The organism is Shimia sp. MIT910701, from assembly GCF_047126315.1.
In the GTDB taxonomy this organism is placed as follows: domain Bacteria; phylum Pseudomonadota; class Alphaproteobacteria; order Rhodobacterales; family Rhodobacteraceae; genus Shimia.
Map to the genome: position 1 here is coordinate 2,979,629 of NZ_CP138953.1, position 19,458 is coordinate 2,999,086.

Annotated in this window: 14 protein-coding genes; 5 read left to right on the top strand and 9 right to left on the bottom strand. The window is 58.3% G+C overall.

What is annotated here, in order from left to right:
- Positions 1 to 43: 43 nt before the first annotated feature.
- On the bottom strand, positions 44 to 3,511 hold the full coding sequence (gene mfd / locus SIB38_RS14410; RefSeq protein WP_412550443.1) for a transcription-repair coupling factor: 3,468 nt from the start codon (positions 3,509 to 3,511) through the stop codon (positions 44 to 46).
- 41 nt (positions 3,512 to 3,552) lie between these two features.
- On the bottom strand, positions 3,553 to 4,041 hold the full coding sequence (locus tag SIB38_RS14415) for a component of SufBCD complex (RefSeq protein ID WP_412550444.1): 489 nt from the start codon (positions 4,039 to 4,041) through the stop codon (positions 3,553 to 3,555).
- Positions 4,042 to 4,194: 153 nt separating this feature from the next.
- Between SIB38_RS14415 and hemB the strand changes: the two genes are divergently transcribed.
- The 3 genes from hemB to SIB38_RS14430 all read left to right on the top strand — a co-directional run bounded on the left by hemB (position 4,195) and on the right by SIB38_RS14430 (position 6,716).
- A complete protein-coding gene (hemB, locus tag SIB38_RS14420; protein ID WP_412550445.1) occupies positions 4,195 to 5,196 on the top strand; it encodes a porphobilinogen synthase in 1,002 nt (333 codons plus the stop codon).
- A gap of 133 nt (positions 5,197 to 5,329) precedes the next feature.
- Positions 5,330 to 5,890: a YSC84-related protein gene (locus SIB38_RS14425; RefSeq protein ID WP_294114903.1), complete on the top strand. Its 561-nt coding sequence runs from the start codon at positions 5,330 to 5,332 to the stop codon at positions 5,888 to 5,890.
- Positions 5,891 to 5,894: 4 nt separating this feature from the next.
- Complete coding sequence (locus SIB38_RS14430) at positions 5,895 to 6,716, top strand: alpha/beta hydrolase (RefSeq protein ID WP_412550446.1); 822 nt, start codon at positions 5,895 to 5,897, stop codon at positions 6,714 to 6,716.
- On the opposite strand, the gene SIB38_RS14435 is transcribed toward SIB38_RS14430, so the two are convergent.
- Positions 6,691 to 7,563, bottom strand: coding sequence for an NAD(P)-dependent oxidoreductase (locus tag SIB38_RS14435; RefSeq protein WP_294114907.1), 873 nt, complete (start codon positions 7,561 to 7,563; stop codon positions 6,691 to 6,693). The two genes, SIB38_RS14430 and SIB38_RS14435, sit on opposite strands and share 26 nt — an antisense overlap.
- An 81-nt stretch (positions 7,564 to 7,644) precedes the next feature.
- On the opposite strand from SIB38_RS14435, the gene SIB38_RS14440 reads away from it, so the two are divergent.
- Positions 7,645 to 10,113: a penicillin acylase family protein gene (locus SIB38_RS14440; RefSeq protein WP_412550447.1), complete on the top strand. Its 2,469-nt coding sequence runs from the start codon at positions 7,645 to 7,647 to the stop codon at positions 10,111 to 10,113.
- A 5-nt stretch (positions 10,114 to 10,118) separates the two neighbouring features.
- On the opposite strand, the gene hflX is transcribed toward SIB38_RS14440, so the two are convergent.
- From hflX to trkA, 4 genes are all read right to left on the bottom strand, one after another.
- Complete coding sequence (gene hflX / locus SIB38_RS14445) at positions 10,119 to 11,393, bottom strand: GTPase HflX (RefSeq protein WP_412550448.1); 1,275 nt, start codon at positions 11,391 to 11,393, stop codon at positions 10,119 to 10,121.
- Positions 11,393 to 11,632 (bottom strand): RNA chaperone Hfq, encoded by a 240-nt coding sequence (gene hfq / locus SIB38_RS14450; RefSeq protein ID WP_008204623.1) that lies wholly within the window; start codon positions 11,630 to 11,632, stop codon positions 11,393 to 11,395. The genes hflX and hfq overlap by 1 nt, the downstream gene beginning before the upstream one ends.
- A gap of 122 nt (positions 11,633 to 11,754) precedes the next feature.
- Positions 11,755 to 13,275 carry a TrkH family potassium uptake protein gene (locus SIB38_RS14455; RefSeq protein WP_294114911.1) on the bottom strand — a complete coding sequence of 507 codons (1,521 nt, stop codon included), beginning with the start codon at positions 13,273 to 13,275 and terminating at the stop codon, positions 11,755 to 11,757.
- A 3-nt stretch (positions 13,276 to 13,278) separates the two neighbouring features.
- Positions 13,279 to 14,655 carry a Trk system potassium transporter TrkA gene (gene trkA / locus SIB38_RS14460; RefSeq protein WP_294114913.1) on the bottom strand — a complete coding sequence of 459 codons (1,377 nt, stop codon included), beginning with the start codon at positions 14,653 to 14,655 and terminating at the stop codon, positions 13,279 to 13,281.
- 605 nt (positions 14,656 to 15,260) lie between these two features.
- Between trkA and SIB38_RS14465 the strand changes: the two genes are divergently transcribed.
- On the top strand, positions 15,261 to 15,704 hold the full coding sequence (locus tag SIB38_RS14465; RefSeq protein ID WP_294114915.1) for a hypothetical protein: 444 nt from the start codon (positions 15,261 to 15,263) through the stop codon (positions 15,702 to 15,704).
- Positions 15,705 to 15,724: 20 nt separating this feature from the next.
- On the opposite strand, the gene SIB38_RS14470 is transcribed toward SIB38_RS14465, so the two are convergent.
- Both SIB38_RS14470 and SIB38_RS14475 read right to left on the bottom strand, forming a co-directional pair.
- Complete coding sequence (locus SIB38_RS14470; RefSeq protein ID WP_412550449.1) at positions 15,725 to 17,146, bottom strand: sigma-54-dependent transcriptional regulator; 1,422 nt, start codon at positions 17,144 to 17,146, stop codon at positions 15,725 to 15,727.
- Positions 17,143 to 19,407, bottom strand: a complete 2,265-nt coding sequence (locus tag SIB38_RS14475) for an ATP-binding protein (RefSeq protein ID WP_412550450.1) — start codon at positions 19,405 to 19,407, stop codon at positions 17,143 to 17,145. The genes SIB38_RS14470 and SIB38_RS14475 overlap by 4 nt, the downstream gene beginning before the upstream one ends.
- Positions 19,408 to 19,458: the final 51 nt, after the last annotated feature.

The following is a 19,458-nucleotide window of genomic DNA, read 5'->3' on the forward strand; positions in this document are numbered from 1 at the left end:
CACCTCCGCAAAACAGCCGTGGTACCGACGCAATACCGAACCGCTATTTGGCCGCTTTCGCCTTCTTGCGCTTCTTCTCGTCCACAACCTTCTGCGCCAGATCACGGGCAATCGCAAAGGCGCCTTTGATTTTGTCAGACGACTTCTTCCAGTCCCGCCGCACAACAATCTTGTTGTCTTTGACCTTGGCCAGTCCCTTCTGGTCCTGAATGAATTCCACCAGCCCCTGCGGCGAGGAAAACTTGTCATTGTGGAACTGAATGGTCGCCCCCTTGGGCCCACCATCAAGTTTGGCAATGCCTGCCTTCTTGCACATTTCCTTGATGCGCACGATCAAAAGCAAGGTATTGACCTCTTTGGGCAATTTCCCAAACCGGTCGATCAACTCGGCTGCAAAGCCTTCGAGCTCCACCTTGCCCTGCAAGCCGCTCAAACGGCGATACAGACCAAGGCGCACATCCAGATCCGGCACATAGCTGTCCGGGATCAGAACCGGCACACCGAGATTGATCTGCGGCGCCCATTGGTCATCGCCATCTGACAGACCTTCCAACTCACCCGCCTTGATCTTGGCAATCGCCTCTTCCAGCATCGACTGATACAGCTCATAACCCACGTCCCGCATCTGCCCGGACTGCTCTTCGCCCAACAGGTTACCGGCCCCGCGAATATCAAGGTCTTGAGAAGCCAGCGTAAATCCGGCCCCAAGCGTGTCCAAAGACCCCAAAACCCGCAGCCGTTTTTCCGCCGCATCCGTCAGTTTCACACGTGGCTTTGTGGTCAAATAGGCATAAGCCCGCGTCTTGGAACGCCCCACACGACCGCGAATTTGATAGAGCTGCGCCAACCCAAACATATCCGCACGATGCACGATCATTGTGTTGGCGGTCGGAATATCCAACCCGCTCTCCACAATTGTCGTCGCCAACAGCACGTCATATTTGCCGTCATAAAACGCATTCATACGGTCATCGAGTTCGCCCGCCGCCATCTGCCCATTGGCGGTGATAAAGCTCACTTCCGGCACGTGATCGCGCAAAAACTCTTCGATTTCAGGCAGATCACTGATGCGTGGCACCACGTAGAAACTCTGTCCCCCACGATAGTGCTCCCGCAACAACGCCTCTCGCACCGTGACCGCGTCAAAGGCGCTCACATAAGTACGGATCGCCAGTCGGTCCACCGGCGGCGTGCCAATGATCGACAGATCCCGCACGCCGGACAGGCTCAACTGCAAGGTCCGAGGAATTGGCGTCGCGGTCAGTGTCAACACATGCACGTCACTGCGCATCTGCTTGAGCCGCTCCTTATGCGCCACACCAAAATGCTGTTCTTCATCGATGATCAGCAGACCCAGGTTCTTGAACCGGATACTCTTGGCCAGCAACGCATGTGTGCCCACCACAATATCAACGGTGCCACGCGCCATGCCATCGCGGGTTTTCTCTGCGTTTTTGGCTGCAACAAAGCGCGACAAGGCCCTGACTTCCAAAGGAAACCCACGAAACCGCTCCGCAAATCCTTTGGCGTGCTGTCGTGCCAACAAGGTGGTGGGCGCAATCACTGCCACCTGCTGACCAGACATTGCCGCCACGAAAGCCGCGCGCATCGCCACCTCGGTTTTGCCAAAGCCCACATCACCACAGACCAACCGATCCATCGGCCGCCCGGACGCCAGATCTCCAATCACATCCTCAATCGCGCGCAGCTGATCCTCGGTCTCCTGATAAGGGAACCGCGCCGAAAACTCTTCCCAGGCATGATGTTGCGCTTCCAGAACGGGTGCAGACCGCAGTTCCCGCTCCGCCGCCACACGAATAAGCCGATCCGCCATTTCGCGAATGCGCTCTTTCAACTTGGCTTTCTTCGCCTGCCAAGCACCGCCACCAAGCCGGTCCAACAGGCCTTCGTCATGGCCGTATTTGGACAGCAGCTCGATGTTCTCAACTGGCAGGTAAAGCTTTGCACTTTCAGCATATTCCAGCGCAATGGTCTCATGCGCCGCGCCCGCCGCAGTCACCACCTCAAGCCCCAGATAGCGCCCAATACCGTGATCCACATGCACCACCAAATCGCCAGGACTTAACGACTGCGTCTCGGTCAAGAAGTTCTCGGCCCGCTTTTTCTTGCGCGGCGCACGGATCAAACGATCGCCCAGGACATCCTGCTCTGAAATCACCGTCATACCCGGCGTTTCAAATCCATGCTCCAATGCCCAAACTGCTAGAAACAGCCCAGTCTTGCCAAGGTTACGCGCATCGTTGACGTGGATGGTCTCCGCCAGCCCCTCATCCTCAATCAACCCACTCAAACGTTCCCGCGCACCTTCGGAATAGCTGGCCACCACAACCGGCCCATCCGCCTGTTTTTTGCGAATATGGTCCGCCAAAGCGCCAAACAGGCTCAGGTTTTCCTGCTGACGCTCGGGCGAGAAATTGCGGCCAATGCGCCCGCCTGCATCGATCACACCCGGCCCAGAAGCCTGCGGCAATGCCGAGAAGTGCAACACCCGCCGGCCACCAATTGCGGCGGTCCATGCCGCATCATCCAGATACAACAACTCCGGCGGCACAGGCTTGTACACCGTGTCCAACCGCGCCTTCTGCGACATCGCGTGTTGGCGGGTCTCATACTGATCCGCAACACTGTCCCAGCGCGCAATGCGCGCCGCATCCGATTGATCGTCCACGGAAATCACCGCATCCGGCAAATAGTCAAACATGGTTTCCAGGTCTTCGTGGAAGAACGGCAGCCAATGCTCCACACCCTGATGCTTGCGTCCCGCGCTGATTGCCTCATAAAGCGGATCATCCGTGCCCGCCGCGCCAAACTCGATACGGTAATTCTGCCGAAATCGCGTAATCGCCGCCTCGTCCAGTATGACTTCGCTCACTGGCGCCAGTTCGATAACATCCAGCTTTTCGGTCGTCCGTTGAGTTGCAGGATCAAACCGCCGCACGCCATCGAGCACATCGCCAAAGAAATCCAGCCGCACCGGCTCGCTGTCACCCGGCGGGAAGATATCGATGATCCCACCCCGGATCGCATAATCCCCCGGCTCCATCACTGTAGGTGCCTGCGTGAACCCCATACGCACCAGAAACTGCCGCAAGGCGCCCTCATCAACACGCTGATCCAACTGTGCGCGGAACGCGGCTTCTTTCAACACCTTGCGTGCAGGCACGCGCTGCGTCGCCGCATTCAACGTGGTCAGCAACACAAACTGGCTGGGCATATCATGCACCAGCCCCGCCAATGTCGCCATGCGCGTGGCCGAAATATCGGCATTCGGCGACACGCGATCATACGGCAAGCAATCCCACCCCGGAAACACAATCACCGGCATGTCCGGCGCAAAGAACTCAAGCGCTGACTTGGTCGCAGCCATGCGCTTGTCGTCACGCGCCACATGCACCACCGGCCCGTTGCTCTTTGCAACCTCTTTCAGGATCAGCTGAGCATCAAAGCCCTCCGGTGCCCCACCAACAGAGATGTGTTGCGCGTCTTTCATCGGTGTAACCGTCCAGTTTTCAAGTTGTTACGCGGGCAAACTTAGCCAAGTGGCGAGATTTGGAAGTTCTGAAACATGCCCCAAAGCGAGGTCACAAAAATCGAGATCATGCCAATAAACTGCACCCAAAAGCGATGCCGCGCCAGCCGCTTTCGCAGCTCTTCTCCTGTGGGGCTGTCCGCGCGAATACGCCGCGCAACACGCACACTCAGCATGCTGACAATACTCATGGGAAACAGCAACAAAAACACCGCCTGTGCAAACTCCACGTTATAGGCAAACCCAACACCAGCAAGTCCGGTGAGAATGAAGAACGTGAAACCAATTAGGAAAAGCCCTGACACATCAATAATATGCAGCAAGCGATTGCTGTTGATCCGCACCAGATCCTGAAGGTCAATCTCCGCCTGTCCGCCTTTCCGCTTGGCCCGCAACACGGAATCCCATGGCACGCCCAGCACCCAATGGCTGGCCGAAGACCAAAAAACCGCAAGTGCAATCCAGAACCAGAGGTTGCTGAAGCTGCGCATATCGATGAGTTCAAAAAGTGTTTGGCTCAGGTCCAAAGTCTTCACTGCCCTTTAGAATTTCACCTCACATACCGCGCCCGTGCGGCAATTCCTAGCCTTGAGGTGCGCGAAAATCCGTGGCACCTCTGCTGTTGCAAATTTACGGAGCCTGCCATGACCCACACGCCAGCGCCTTTTCCCACGACTCGACTGCGCCGCACTCGACAATCGGCTGCTGTGCGCGGCCTTGTGCGCCAGAACACGCTGACCGTGGATGACCTGATCTGGCCAGTTTTTGTGCGCGATGGCGAAGGCGTGGAAGAGCCTATTCCCTCCATGCCGGGCGTGTTCCGCCGGTCCGTTGACAAGATTGTCGAGGCCGCCCGCGAAGCCGCGGATTTGGGCATCCCGGTGATTTGCCTGTTTCCCTACACTGATCCGGCATTAAAAACCGAAGACTGCTCAGAGGCCTGGAACCCGGACAACCTCTCCAACCGCGCCACCCGCGCAATCAAAGAAGCAGTGCCAGAGATCGCCGTGATGACCGATGTCGCGCTGGATCCATACAACATCAACGGTCACGACGGCTTTTTGGTGGACGGCGAGATCGTCAATGATGCCACCGTTGAGGCACTGGTAAAACAGGCGTTGTCCCAAGCCGAAGCTGGTGCGGACATCATTGGACCTTCGGACATGATGGACAACCGCATCGGCGCCATCCGCGCTGCGCTGGAGGCCAACGGTTTTCAGAACGTCATGCTGATGAGCTACGCCGCCAAATACGCCAGTGCGTTTTATGGCCCGTTCCGCGATGCGGTTGGCGCCTCCGGCGCGCTCAAAGGAGACAAAACCACCTATCAAATGGACCCGGCCAACGCGGATGAAGCTCTGCGCCTTGTGGCGCGCGACCTCTCGGAAGGCGCCGACATGGTGATGGTCAAACCCGGCATGCCTTATTTGGACATCTGCCGAAATGTGAAAGACGAGTTTGGCGTGCCCACCTTTGCGTATCAGGTCTCCGGCGAATATGCGATGATCACTGGCGCGGCCCAAAACGGCTGGATCGACGGCGACAAAGCCATGTTGGAAAGCCTGATAGCGTTCAAACGTGCCGGCTGCGACGGTATCCTGACCTATTTTGCACCGGCTGTGGCTCGCAAACTGGCGGAAAAGTAGCCAAGAACCACACAAAATATAGTGATCCGGCGCAGTTTTCGTGACATCGAAGTCTGCGCCATCTATAATGATGCCAAACCGGATCACAGAAACCGGTGGCATGAGCAGAACCAAAACATATGGGCAAAAGACCATGAACACTCTCACACGACGCGGCTTTGCGCTGAGCGGACTTGCAGCGGCAGGCATGACCGCAGCTTGCGGAAACGGCGTAGGCTCCAACGCCTCCAGCGAGATCGACGCGCGCGTTGATACCACGCTGGACTATCTCTTCACCGAATACCCAAACACACTGGATCTGAAGGCGAAATCCACCGGCATTTTGACAATGCCGCTGATCACCGAGGCGGGTTTTGGCTTTGGCGGCGGCTACGGCCGTGGCGCCCTGCGCATCGACGATGTGACCGTTGACTACTACTCTGCCACCAAAGGCAGCGTTGGTCTGCAAATCGGGGCACAACAACACGCCCATGTGCTTTTCTTTATGACCGAAGGTGCGCTCACCGAGTTCCGCAGCTCCACCGGCTGGGCGGCCGGAGCCGGAGTGCAATATGTGGTCGCCAACGAAGGCGCCAATATTTCTGCGGAAACCACCAACTTGCTAGCTCCGGTGATCGCGGTGATCTTTGGTCAGGCGGGTCTCAAAGTCGGCGCCACGCTCGAAGGCATCAAATACACACGCATTATCCCGTAAGTCTTTGACTTCACTGGATATGCAGTGCCTCAAAGACATTCCTTACATCGAGCGCGACGGACAAACCCTCGCGCTCGATTTGTTTCTGCCAGACAGTACACCACCATCTGGCTTAATGATGTTTGCCCATGGCGGTGGTTTTATGAAAGGCGACCGTGTTGGGCCGCCGGCTGAAAAACTGGCTCGTCGGCTGACCAATCTTGGGGTGGCCATGGCGTCAATCAGCTATCGCTTGAATGCCGAGGACACGGACCTGCCGGTTCCGATCAGACGCCAGGTCTACGCCAATCGGCGCCGCGCCAAAGACGACGGCATCACACTACAGCACAATCTGATGGGTCCTCGGTTTGAAGCCGCGCGCCAAGACGTCGGTGCCGCGTTCGAGTTTCTACGAAGAGACCAATGCCCAACAAATTTCAATGCGCTGCCCATAGGTCTCATCGGCATCTCGGCCGGCGGTATGGTTGGCCTATCCCTAGTGTTTCCCAGCGACAACCTGCCAAGTTATGAAAAGCCCGCCTGCGTGATCGCCCTCGGTGCCGCCTTACAACATCCTTGGGCACTGACGGAAAACGCAGCTCCATGCCTCATGCTGCACAGTTGCGAGGACCGCATTGTACCAACCAAGAATTGCGAAGTACTGGCACCGCTCATCGCGCAAGCGAATGCCCCGATCGACATTCAAATCTGCGAGAAGAAAGGCCACAACGCGCCGGTGCATGCGTTGTTTGATGGCGGCGCCCCAAACGGGACGCCCTATTGGCAAATGGCGCTTGATCTTATGCGCCAAGCAGGTGTGCTTAGCCCATCGCGCGCAGGCGCTTGATCAGGCTCGACGTATCCCAACGCCCACCGCCTTGCTTCTGCACATCTTTGTAGAACTGATCCACCAGCGCGGTGACAGGCAGGCTCGCGCCCACCTCATCCGCGGTCGACAGACAAATCCCAAGGTCTTTGCGCATCCAGTCCACGGCAAACCCGTGCTCAAACTCATCGTCGATCATGGTCTCATAGCGGTTCTGCATCTGCCAACTGCCCGCAGCGCCACCGGCGATCACCTCGACAACTGCCCGGCCATCCAACCCGGCTTTCTCGGCAAAATGCAGCCCTTCTGACAGGCCCTGCACCAAGCCAGCGATACAAATCTGGTTCACCATTTTGGTCAACTGCCCGGCGCCGCTCCCGCCCAAACGCTTGATGGAGCGTCCATAGGCCTGCATCACCGGCTCCGCTGCGGCATAACTCGCTTCATCCCCGCCGCACATGATCGACAAAACGCCATTCTCGGCCCCGGCTTGTCCGCCAGACACAGGCGCATCCACAAAAGCGATGCCTTGCGCCTTACCCGCGTCATACAGCTCTGCCGTTACCTTGGCGGACACCGTGGTGTGATCGACAAAGATCGTGTCCGCCACCATGCCTTCAAACGCGCCATTCTCGCCGATGCAGACCTGCCGCAGGTCATCGTCATTGCCAACACAGCACATCACGAAATCCGCGCCCTGCACGGCCTCTTTTGGCGTCGCACCAAACGCCCCGCCGTGCTCCTGCGCCCAGGCTTCTGCCTTGGCAGTTGTGCGATTGAAAACAGTCACTTCGTGACCGGCCTTCACCAAATGGCCAGCCATCGGATAGCCCATTACACCCAGACCCAAAAAGGCAACTTTTGCCATCGTCTTTTCCCCAACTGTCTATTGTCGTAATACTTGTCTCGCCTGCGCAGGCAGAAGGCAAGAACAAACAAGGGCAGCCCCATGACCACATTCTTTCAATGGCTTTTGCGGATCGCGAGCGGCCTGGTGATTCTATGTGTGCTGGGCGTCCTGCTGGTCTATTTCCTCGCCTCGCGCAGCCTGCCGACATACGATAAATCCCTGACCGTCACGGGCATTGCGCAACCCGTCGAGATTGTGCGCAACAACGCCAACGTGCCCCACATCTTTGGCCAGTCCGACGACGATGTGTTCTTTGGCCTTGGCTATGCCCACGCCCAAGACCGTCTATGGCAAATGCTCACCATGCGCCGCACGGTTCAGGGCCGTCTGTCCGAGGTCTTTGGCCCGCGCACATTGGACATCGACAAACTTATGCGCCGCTTTGATCTGGCAGGCGCCGCCCGCCAATCCGCCTTGGTGCAAGACGATGAAACCCTCGCCGCGTTGGAGGCCTACGCCCGTGGCGTCAACGCGCGCATCAACGAGGTGAACACCGAGGCCCTGGGTCGCGGCGCGCCGGAACTCTTCCTGTTCAAACAAAGCTTCGCCCCGTGGCAACCGGTCGACTCCATTGCTTTGCAAAAACTCATGGCGCTGCAGCTCACCGGGCATATGCAGTTCGAAGTCCTGCGCGCCCGCACCTCTCTGGCTTTGCCGGATCAAGCGCGCCTTGTCGACATTCTGCCTGACGCGCCCGGTACAGGCGTGGCTGCTCTGCCCGAATACGCCAGCCTTGTTCCCAACACGCCAAGCTTTGCCAAAAGCACGCCACTGCCCGAGCATCCGCTTTCGCCCTTCGCTTTGCCAAGTCTCTCCGGCGCGTCCAATGCCTGGGCTGCCGCGCCCAACCGCAGCGCCTCTGGCGGCACCCTGCTCGCCAACGACCCGCATCTTGGCCTGTCCGCGCCTGCCATCTGGTATCTCGCGCGCTTGGAGCTGTCCTCCGGCGGCGTGATCGGGGCGACCATTCCGGGCATCCCAGTGGTACTGGCCGGACGCAGCAATGACCTCGGATGGGGCGTCACCGCCGCATATGTCGACGATCAGGACGTGATGATAGAGGAACTGGACCCGTCCAACTCTGAATTCTATCGCACGCCCCACGGCTTCAAACCCTTTGTGACCCGCAAATCGATCATCACCATCAAAGACGCGGATCCGGTCACACTCACCCTGCGCTGGACCGAAAACGGCCCCGTCCTGCCAGGCTCCGACTTCAACCTTGGCACCATCACGCCCCCCGGCCACGTCGCGGCGCTCCAATGGACCGCGCTCAGCCCGCGCGACACCTCCACCAGCGCGCTGATGGCTCTGATGTTTGCCAAATCCGTCGAGGATGGGATGGAAGCCACCGAAGGCCACATTGCCCCGGGCCTCACATTGACGCTGGCAGACCGCGAGAACATCGGCATGAAGCTGATAGGTGCATTGCCCAAACGCGCCACCAACCACCAAAGCCAGGGCCGTTTGCCCGCGCTTGGCTGGCGCGCGGAAAACCGCTGGCAAGGCACCTTTGATGCCTCCGCCAATCCGTCCTTTATCGAGCCCGTTGGCGGCATCGTCGGCAACACCAACAACAAAGTGGTCGAGCGGCCCTTCCCGGCTCACATCTCTCACGTTTGGGGCGACAGCCAACGCATTCAACGCTGGACCCGCCTGATGCAATCCCGCCGCGTGCACACCCGCGACAGCTTCATCGAGGCACAACTCGACACCGTCAGCTTCTCTGCCCGCGCCCTGCTCCCGCTCATTGGGGCAGATCTGTGGTTCACTGGCGAAGCCGCGCCCGAAGGCTCCCGCGAACGCCAACGGCAGCGCGCCCTAACCCTGCTCTCCGAGTGGAACGGCGAGATGAACGAGCATATGCCGGAGCCGCTGATATACGCCGCCTGGACCCGTGCTTTGCAAGAGCGACTGATCCGCGACGATCTTGGCCCCCTGGCCGATGAATTCATCCATGTAGAGCCGCTCTTCATCGAACGTGTGTTCCGCAATGTGGGCGGCGCAGCAGCGTGGTGCGACGTACGCCAAAGCGCGCCCAAAGAAACCTGCGCCGACATGGCACGCCTCGCGCTGGATGACGCGCTTATCGCCATCGAGGAACGCTACGGTCAACAGCTTGAGGCGCTGCGCTGGGGCGACGTGCACCAAGCCACCCATGATCATCAAGTCCTTGGCAAAGTGCCGGTCCTGCGCTTCTTTGTGAACATCCGCCAATCCACATCTGGCGGCGACAACACGCTTCAGCGCGGTAAAACCTCCGGCACCGGCGACAACCCATTCCTGAACGTGCATGCAGCGGGCTATCGCGGAGTCTATGACTTCGCCGACCCCGACAGCTCGGTCTTCATCATCTCCACCGGACAATCCGGCCACTTCCTGTCACGCTTCTACGATGACATGGCGCAACTCTGGCGACGCGGCGAATATATCCCAATGTCCTTGGACGAAGAACTGGCCCGCGCCGCCGCAGTGGGCGTCACAACCCTCACGCCCCGCGCGCAATAAAGGGCCTAAAGCCCCTCAAACTGCGCGCGTTGCTTTGGCGACCACAGGACGGTGATTTCAAAGCCGTCCTCGGTCTGCTCTTCGCTTTCGACAACGCCTTCTTTGAACAGCCACGCCCGGCCTTTGCCTTGTGCAAACGGCAGGGTGAGCACTTCGCGTGTCTTTTCTCCAGACAATGCCTGTGCAATGGCGGCAAACATCTCGTCCAGCCCCTGCCCGCTCACCGCAGACACGGCAAAGATCGCCTCCTCGCGCTCAGCTTTGGCAACCACCGCATCCCGCTCATCCGCGCTCAGCAGGTCAATCTTGTTCCAGACCTCAATCTGTGGCGTGTCCTCGCTCAGCCCCAGCTCTTCCAAAATGGTTGTCACATCTTCGGCCTGATGCTGGCTTTCCGGATGCGCAATGTCGCGCACATGTAGCACCAAATCCGCTGCCAAAACCTCTTCCAAGGTTGCGCGGAAAGCCGCCACCAGCTGCGTCGGTAGATCACTGATGAAGCCCACCGTGTCCGACAGGATCACTTCCGGCCCATTGTTGGGCAACTCCACCGCACGCATGGTCGGATCCAATGTGGCAAAAAGCATGTCCTTCGCCATCACATCCGCGCCGGTTACCCGATTGAAAAGCGTGGACTTTCCGGCGTTGGTATACCCCACCAGAGCCACAATCGGGAACGGCACCTTGGCGCGCGCTTTACGGTGCAATTCGCGGGTTTTCACGACCTTGGACAACTGCCGCCGCAACCGCACCAACTGGTCATCAATCGCCCGCCGATCAGCCTCAATCTGGGTTTCTCCAGGACCACCCACAAACCCAAGTCCGCCGCGCTGACGTTCCAAGTGGGTCCAGGCCCTTACCAATCGAGTACGTTGATAAGACAGCGCCGCCATCTCGACCTGCAACACGCCTTCGCGCGTGCGGGCCCGATCCGAGAAGATCTCCAAAATCAACCCGGTCCGGTCCAGAAGTTTGACCTTCCATTCCTTCTCAAGGTTGCGCTGCTGTACCGGCGTCACCGGCCCATCAATCAGGACCAGCTCCACTTCATTGGCTTTAAAAAGCGCCTTCAGCTCTTCGATTTTACCAGAGCCAAAAAGCTTGCCTGGCTGCGCCCGTGGCAAGCGCACCACGTTTGAGCCAACAACCTCAAGCTCCGGCAACGCCGCCGCAAGCGAAATGGCCTCTTCCAAAGCGAAAGAGGCCTCGCGCCGCACATCCGCGCCAGTGATATCGGGATGCAGGACCCAAGCGCGGGTCACCTGCGTGTCATGCTCCATCAAGAGGCGTCTTCACCCTCGTAAAGAGAAATCGGCTGCGCCGGCATGATTGTCGAGATCGCGTGTTTGTACACCAGTTGGCTCTGACCATCGCGGCGCAACAACACACAAAAATTGTCAAACCAGGTGATCACACCCTGCAATTTTACGCCATTGATCAGGAAAATGGTTACCGGAACTTTGGTTTTCCGGACGTGATTTAAAAATGCGTCTTGGAGATTCTGTCGATCCGAAGCCATGTCGCGCTTGCCTTTGTTCTTGTTTGTGCATCGGGTAGTCGTGCGCGGCGAGTATGGAACGTGGATTTATGACTTACCAGCCTAAATTGTTAAGTTTTTGGTCAGGCCCAACGTCAACCGCATCATTTCTGCCACAAATCCGGTGAAATCAATGCGATGATAGCCAAGGCCTCCAACCTGCCGAAGGTCATAGCTGCACATAAAATAAGCTTTTCTGCGACGCCAAGCGACGAAATCGCAATTGGAAACTCTCCGGCGATTTGCGTCAGTGGCCCAGCCGTGGTCAGCGCCGCAATTGCCAGAATAGTCGCCTCCTGAAAGTCATTTCCAAGCAGCGCCAGCGCAATGGTCACTGTCGCAATCGACAGCGCAAACAGCATAAAAAACACCCAGGCAATCACCGCGCCCTTGCGGCGGATCTGCCGCGCCCCGGTTCTGCGCCGCCCCAACACCACATTGGGATGCACCAGGCGCTCCATTTCTCCAAGCCCCTGCACATAGAGCGCATAGACCCGCAACAGCTTCACACCACCCGCCGTGGTGGCCACACCGCCGCCAACCATCGCCAAAGCCATCAGGATCAGACCAGGGGCGGACAGCCCGCTCCATTCGCGCGCCACCTCCCACTCACCACTCTGAAATCCAGTGGTTGTCAGGAAACTCATCACCGTGAAAATCCCGCCCCAGGCCGCCTTCAAAGCCGCCGCCGGATCTTGCAACGCATCATCTTCAAACGCGCCCACCCAATGGCGCATAAATAGCGCTGTCGGGACCACAGCCACGATCAGAAAGCCCATGCGCAACTCCGGGTCTTCCCAAAGGTTGCTGCGCCGCACAGAACCCGTATCCGAGCTAAATGTCCCGCGCGACAAGGCAAACAGCAAAAACAGAAAGATCACCATCTCGCCCGAAACGCCACTGACGCTGGACCCTACACCGCCCACCGCCGAAATACCGCTGGTCGACATGGTGGCCATAGCGTGCATTGTAGCCACAAACGGTCTGTCCCCCAGAATGATCAGCATTACGGCCAAGGCAAATGTCAGCCCAGCGTAGATCGGCACCAACCCCTGCGCCGCTTTGCTCCAGCGTTTCATCGGATGCGCGCGCTGCATATGGCCAAGACTGCTGCTCACCTGCCCCGGCTCCCCCACAGCGGTCACTTCAAACCCCCCGAGGCTCAACGGCGCCAAAACCGCCGCCGCCGCAATCCACATCAACAGACCACCCAGCCAGCCCACCATGCCACGCCAAAGATGCAGCGGATCGACCAGCATACTCGCCGGCTCGTAAATCGTCATACCCGTGGTTGTCAGGCTGCTGACCATCTCGAAATAAACATCCAGAAACGGCACCACATCCAGCGCTTCATACATCGGCCAAGCCAGCACAGCCGGAAGCAGCGTGATTGCAAAAAACAGAGCTTTCAGATTGTCAGACGTCCGCGCCTGTCGCTTGGTACCATGCGTGGCAATCGCAATCAAAACGCAGGCAAAAAGCACCAGAATGCCGCCGTAAAAGAACATGCGGGCGATAAAGTGCTGATCCTGATACACGGCCAAAACCGCAGGCACCAACATCATGGCCCCTGAGAACAGAACCATCTGCACAAACAGTGGAATTTGAGACAGGCCCAATCTCATGGCTTAGAAAAAGTCGATGGAGACCTGCAACAGCCGCTCCACCTCTGGCACGTCTGAGGTCAGGGAAAACAGCACAATCACGTTGCCTTCATCAATGCGCGTCCCGCCCTTCGGTTTCACGACTTCGGAGCCTTTCAAGATGGCGCCAATCAATACGCCTTCCGGAAATTCAATGTCCCGCACCATCTGGCCCGCAATAGGTGACGTCGAAAGCACCTCTGCTTCAATAATCTCTGCCTCGGTATCCCCCACCGAATAAACGTCTTTCACCCGTCCGTGCCGAATGTGACGCAAGATAGAACTCACCGTCGTGGCCCGAGGATTGATAAAGGCGTCAATCTCCAAAGGTGTCATCAACGGCGCGAGCGTCGGATCGTTGATCAGGGCAATCGCCAGCGGACAGCCGGCAGATTTGGACCGTACCGAAGCCAGCATATTGGTCTTATCGTCATCTGTCACAGCGAGAACCGCATCCGCGCGATCCACCCCTGCTTCCGCCAGCAACGCCACATCCATACCGTCCCCATTGAGAACAATGGTCCGCTCCAGCGCTTCGGCGGCCCGTTCTGCCACCTTTCTGTCGCGCTCAATGATCTTGGTCCGCACCCGCGAGGCGCTGGCCTCTAGCCGCTGCGCCACCATCAGACCGACGTTGCCGCCGCCAACGATCACCGCGCGCTCCTGCTTTTTCTGCTGTTTTCCAAATACTTCCATGGTTCGATTGACGTCTTCGGCCAAAGTGAACACGTATATATCGTCGCCAACAAAAAGCTGATCTCCGGGGTCCGGCGCAATCAGGGTCCCGCCACGACGCACGCCCACGACCACCGCGCTCAATGTCGAAAACAGATCCGTCAACTGTCGCAAGGGCGTGTTCACCACCGGACAATCTTCGTCCAGTGTCAGGCCCAACATCTGCACCTTACCGCCCAAGAAGGTTTCCGCGTCAAAGGCGCGCGGTGTGGCCAAACGTTTCAACGCCGCATCCGCCACCTCGCGCTCTGGTGAAATCACCACATCAATCGGCATGTGATCGCGTCGATACAGATCGGAATACAGCACATCCAGATAGGACTGGCTCCGCAGGCGCGCAATTTTTCGTGGCACAGAGAACACCGAGTGCGCGACCTGACATGTCACCATATTGACCTCGTCAGAATACGTCGCGGCAATCACCATATCCGCATCCCGCGCCCCGGCTCGGTCAAGCACATCAGGATAACTCGCGAACCCGGAAATGCCCTGCACATCCAATGTATCCGTTGCACGGCGCACCAGCTCCGGGTTGTTATCGACAACGGTAACGTCATTGTTTTCTCCGGACAAATGGCGTGCAATCTGCCACCCAACCTGACCGGCCCCGCAAATAATGACCTTCATGTGCTTCCCTCTAGGGTTTCGGCCCTCAGGCATGCCAGAACCCGCCTATCAGGTCAATTGCAACCGTTGACCCTTCTGAGCATTCGCGCTTTATTGGAATGGAATCAGAGGGTTCCAAGATGTTCAGATCTACAATGAGTCTGTGCCTGGTCGCCGCGCTGATCGCCGGTTGTAGCAGCACAAGCTATCAAAGCTTCGCCAAGTCCGGGGTCTCACGCAACAGGATGCAACAAGATGCAACTGCGTGTCAGGTCGAGGCAAACCGTCTCTTTCCGGCAGCAAACTTTACCACAACCATCAACAATGGTTGGGGATACGGAGGCTGGGCTGGGTATCACGGCCGTGGTGGTTACTGGGGCGGTGCGACAGTTGAGTCGCGCGATGTGAATGCATCCATGCGTTCTGAGCACCGAACCGATTGCATGCGCGTTATGGGGTATGTTCCGGTCATCCACCCAGTTTGTACAGACGATCAGCTCGCAGGCCGGAATTTCGCCGCCGTTTCAGGAGCTCCAGCGCCTGCGCCGAATCTCTGTGCCGTGCGTAGCAACAACACACGGGTTCTGGTGGACCTGAGCAAGCCGCTTTAGGAAAGGGTTGCCGACATGCATCGCTTGATCACATTTGGAACGAGCCTGTCACTTGTCTTGAGCCTGGCCGCCTGTACCGAGTTCAGCACCATGTATCAGGTTGGCAAAACCAAAACCGAACACAATGTTGACCAGGCACAGTGTAATCGGCAAGCAGCGGATCGGTTCCCGCCGCGCATCGTCACCGACTGGTGGCCAATTTATAACGCGGAAGGCCGCGTCGTTGGCCAGCGCCCCGAAAGCTACGACATCAACGAGGGGCCGCGCTATACTGAGGTGCGCAATTGTATGAACGCGCGCGGGTATCAGCGTGTGACTATCCCTTACTGTACGGACGAACAGTTGGCTGGTCGCTCCTTTGCGCCGCTCACTGTGGCGCCCACGCTAACCCCAAACATCTGCGGCCTGCGTAAGCAAGGTGGCGGCCGCGTGATCATCGATCTCAACAAGCCGCTGTAAGCAAAATGCAGAGGCTGGGCTTACCCAGCCTCTCGCGCTTCCTCTTCTTCACCAGTCACATGCGCCACACGTGTGCCTGCCTTGTTGGAGGTCACCACACCCAAAGACTTCAGCTTGCGGTGCAGTGCGCTGCGCTCCATGCCAACAAAGCTGGCAGTGCGGCTGATATTGCCGCCAAACCGGTTTATCTGCGTCAGCAGGTACTCCCGCTCAAAGGCTTCCCGCGCCTCGCGCAATGGCAAGGTCGCCAACGCACCGGACAGCACGACTCGCCCTTCTTCCGCTGGCGCATCGCTTTCCCCCGGCAACTCTCGGCACTCAATCGGCCCTTGCCCGTCACCTAGGATCAGCACCCGCTCAATCAAGTTCTTCAACTGACGCACATTGCCCGGCCACACCATGGTCTGCATCAACGCCGCCGCATCCGCGCTCAGCTCACGCAGCGGCAAACCCTGCGCATCATTCAGCCGCGCAAGGAAATAGGCCGCCAGGGCTGGAATATCCTCCCGCCGCTCTTCCAAAGACGGCACCGAGATCGGCACCACATTCAACCGGTGATACAACTCTTCCCGGAAAGTCCCCGCGTCAATCGCTTGTTTTAGGTTGCGGTTTGTCGAGGAAATCACCCGCAAATCAACCCGCACTTTCTTTGCGCCGCCCACACGGGTAAACTGCTGATCCACCAGCACCCGCAGGATTTTGCTCTGCGCTGCCAGCGGCATATCCGCCACTTCGTCAAAGTAGATCACGCCGCCGTTGGCCTGCTCCAACAGACCGGTCTCAACACCGCGCTCCGCGCTCTCGCGACCAAACAGGATCTCCTCCACCCGATCCGGGTCCATGCCGGCGCAAGACACCGTGACAAACGCCGCTCCCGCTCGGTTGGAATTCGCGTGAATGTAGCGCGCCGCCACATCCTTCCCGACTCCCGCCGGACCGGTCAGCATCACCCGTCCGTTGGAACGCGTGACCTTGTCCAACTGCGAAATCATGCCCCGGAAAGCGGCACTCTCGCCGATCAGCTCCGCTGGCTTGCTGTCCTGCCGCTTCAGCTCTGTGTTCTCACGGCGCAGGCGGCTGGTCTCCATCGCGCGTTTGATCACCACCAAAAGCTGGTCAATGTTGAACGGCTTCTCGATGAAATCATAAGCGCCCTGTTTGATCGCCGCGACCGCAATCTCAATGTTGCCATGCCCCGAGATGATCACCACCGGCACTTCCGGATAGTCGTTTTTCACTGCCTTTAGGATGTCTATGCCATCCATATTGCTGTCTTTGAGCCAGATATCGAGGATCATCAACGCCGGTTGCGCGCTGGTCACCTCCGCCATGGCGTCATCCGAGTTGCCCGCAAGCCGGGTGGTGTAGCCTTCGTCCTTCAAAATATCCGAAATCAACTCCCGGATATCGCGTTCGTCATCTACGATCAGGATGTCACTCATAATACTCGCTCGCTCTCTTTGGATTCCCTCACAGCCACAGCCTGCTGAGTCAGCGGCAGCCGAACTTCGGCCATCGCACCTGCGTCGGAATTGTTGTCAAACACCGGCGCATCCAGCAGCGCGAGCTGCCCGCCGTGTTCTTCGATGATCTTTTTCACAATCGGGAGACCAAGCCCCGTGCCCTTGTCCCGCGTGGTGACATAAGGCTCAAACAACCGCGCGCGGTCCTCCGGCAGACCAATGCCATTGTCCGCAATCCGCACCACCGCTTGATCCACGTCCCGGACCAAACTCACATGTATTTCCGGCACAAACCCGTCAGGTACACCTTTTTCTTGCAAGGTTTCAATGGCTTCTCCAGCGTTCTTGATCAAATTGGTCAAGGCCTGAGAAATCATCGTCGCATCCAGATCCGCCGCCATCGGCCCTTTGCAAATGTCCCGTTCAAACCGCACCTCTGGCTGCCCTGCCTCTTGCAAAAGCACGGCACCAGACACCAGTTCCACCACCTCAACCGACTTACGCTCCGGCTCAGGCATCCGCGCAAATTTGGAAAACTCATCCACAATCCGACGCAGGTCGTTAGTTTGGCGTACAATGACCTCGGTCATCTGCTCAAGCTGATCGCTCTCTTCGCCCACCTTGCTGGCAAATTTGCGCCGAATGCGCTCCGCACTCAGCTGGATGGGCGTCAGCGGGTTTTTGATCTCGTGCGCAATCCGACGCGCCACATCGCCCCAGGCCGCCATGCGCTGCGCCGTCACAAGGTCGGTCACATCGTCAAACGCCACCACATAGCCCTCAAGCGAGCCATCATCGCGCCGCCGGGTCGACATGCGCACCAAAAGGTTTTCCAACCGGCCAGACCGGCTGACCTTCACCTCTTCCTGCGCCACTTCTTTACCGCTGGATTGCAACTCTTCCAGCAAAGGTCCAAACTCCGGCACCGCCAGCGTCAGCGGCATCTCTTGCCGATCTTCGTCCCAATCCAACAGGCGCTGGGCGGAACGGTTCACAAAGGCCACCTTGCCTTCGCTGTCTAGCCCCACAACGCCAGAGGTCACGGAGCTCAACACCGAGTCAAACATCCGCCGCCGCCGATCAATCTGCCGGGTGTTGTCCAACAACGTCTCGCGCTGCGCTTTCAACTGCCGCGTCATCTGGTTGAAGTACCGGCTCAGCATGGCGATTTCGTCGTCGCCATCCTCTTCGATAACCCGCACGTCTAGATCACCAGCACCCACGCGCTGCGCCGCGCCGGTCAACCGACCCACTGGCCGCGACAACCGTTCCGCAAACCACATGCCCATCCAGATCGCCGCCAAAACAAGGATCAGCGCAAAACCCAAATAGATCATGCCAAACTCAAACAGCCGCTGCCCGCGCTCGCTTTCCAGCTGCGAATACAGCCGGGCACTGGCCTGCGTGTCGTCTAGAAGCTGGAAGATCTCAGCATCCACCTCGCGGCTAATATACAGGAACCGGTCCAGGAACGCGTCCAGCCGCACCAGCGCCCGCATCTCGTTGTTATCCAAATCGCGAATGATCACCGAGCCTTCGTCAATCGCCACCTGCATGTCCGCCTCAGAGGGCTTCTCATAATCAAACAGGTAGGACCGTTCGCCGCGCGCCTGAATCTCACCGGCACTGTCGATCACAAAGGCTTCTTTCAGACCGCGCTGAATTTGCACCTGACCAGAGGCCAGCAACACGCGCACTTCTCCGGCATCCAAACCAAAGCTGCGCCGCTTGTTCTCGTTGAGGAAGTCCGCCAGCAACCCGGCGTCTTCTTCCAGCCCTTCGATGTGTTCCTGCTCATAGGCCTGCGCCGCCGACAGGGAATTGCCAACAACCTGCCTCACCCGCTCACTGAACCAGCCTTCAAGACCGATGTTCAGCGTCAATCCAGCAAACACCGCCACGGTCACCGCCGGCACCAACGCCAGGAGTGCAAAGGCCCCTGTCAGCCGCAAATGCAACCGTGAACCAACCGATTTTGCCCGTCGCGAAGCAATGGCCCGCATGACGTTTTGCAACACCAAAGTTGCCACCACGAGCACATAGACAAGATCAGCTAAAAGAATCGCCCGCAGGCCGTTGGAAGACGCGCCAAGGTCAAACGGACCCAACACAAGGAAGGTCGCAAGCGCCAGTACCGGCCCCAGCACCACCAACCCCAAAGTTGCGGCATTCTGGACACGCCTCTGCCTGCGAAGACGCTGAAAACGCGCCCAATGACTGGTCACTGTCCGGCTAGACACCCGACTTCCTCAATTGATTTGGTGCCGCTCTCGCGGCCCACCGCCATATTC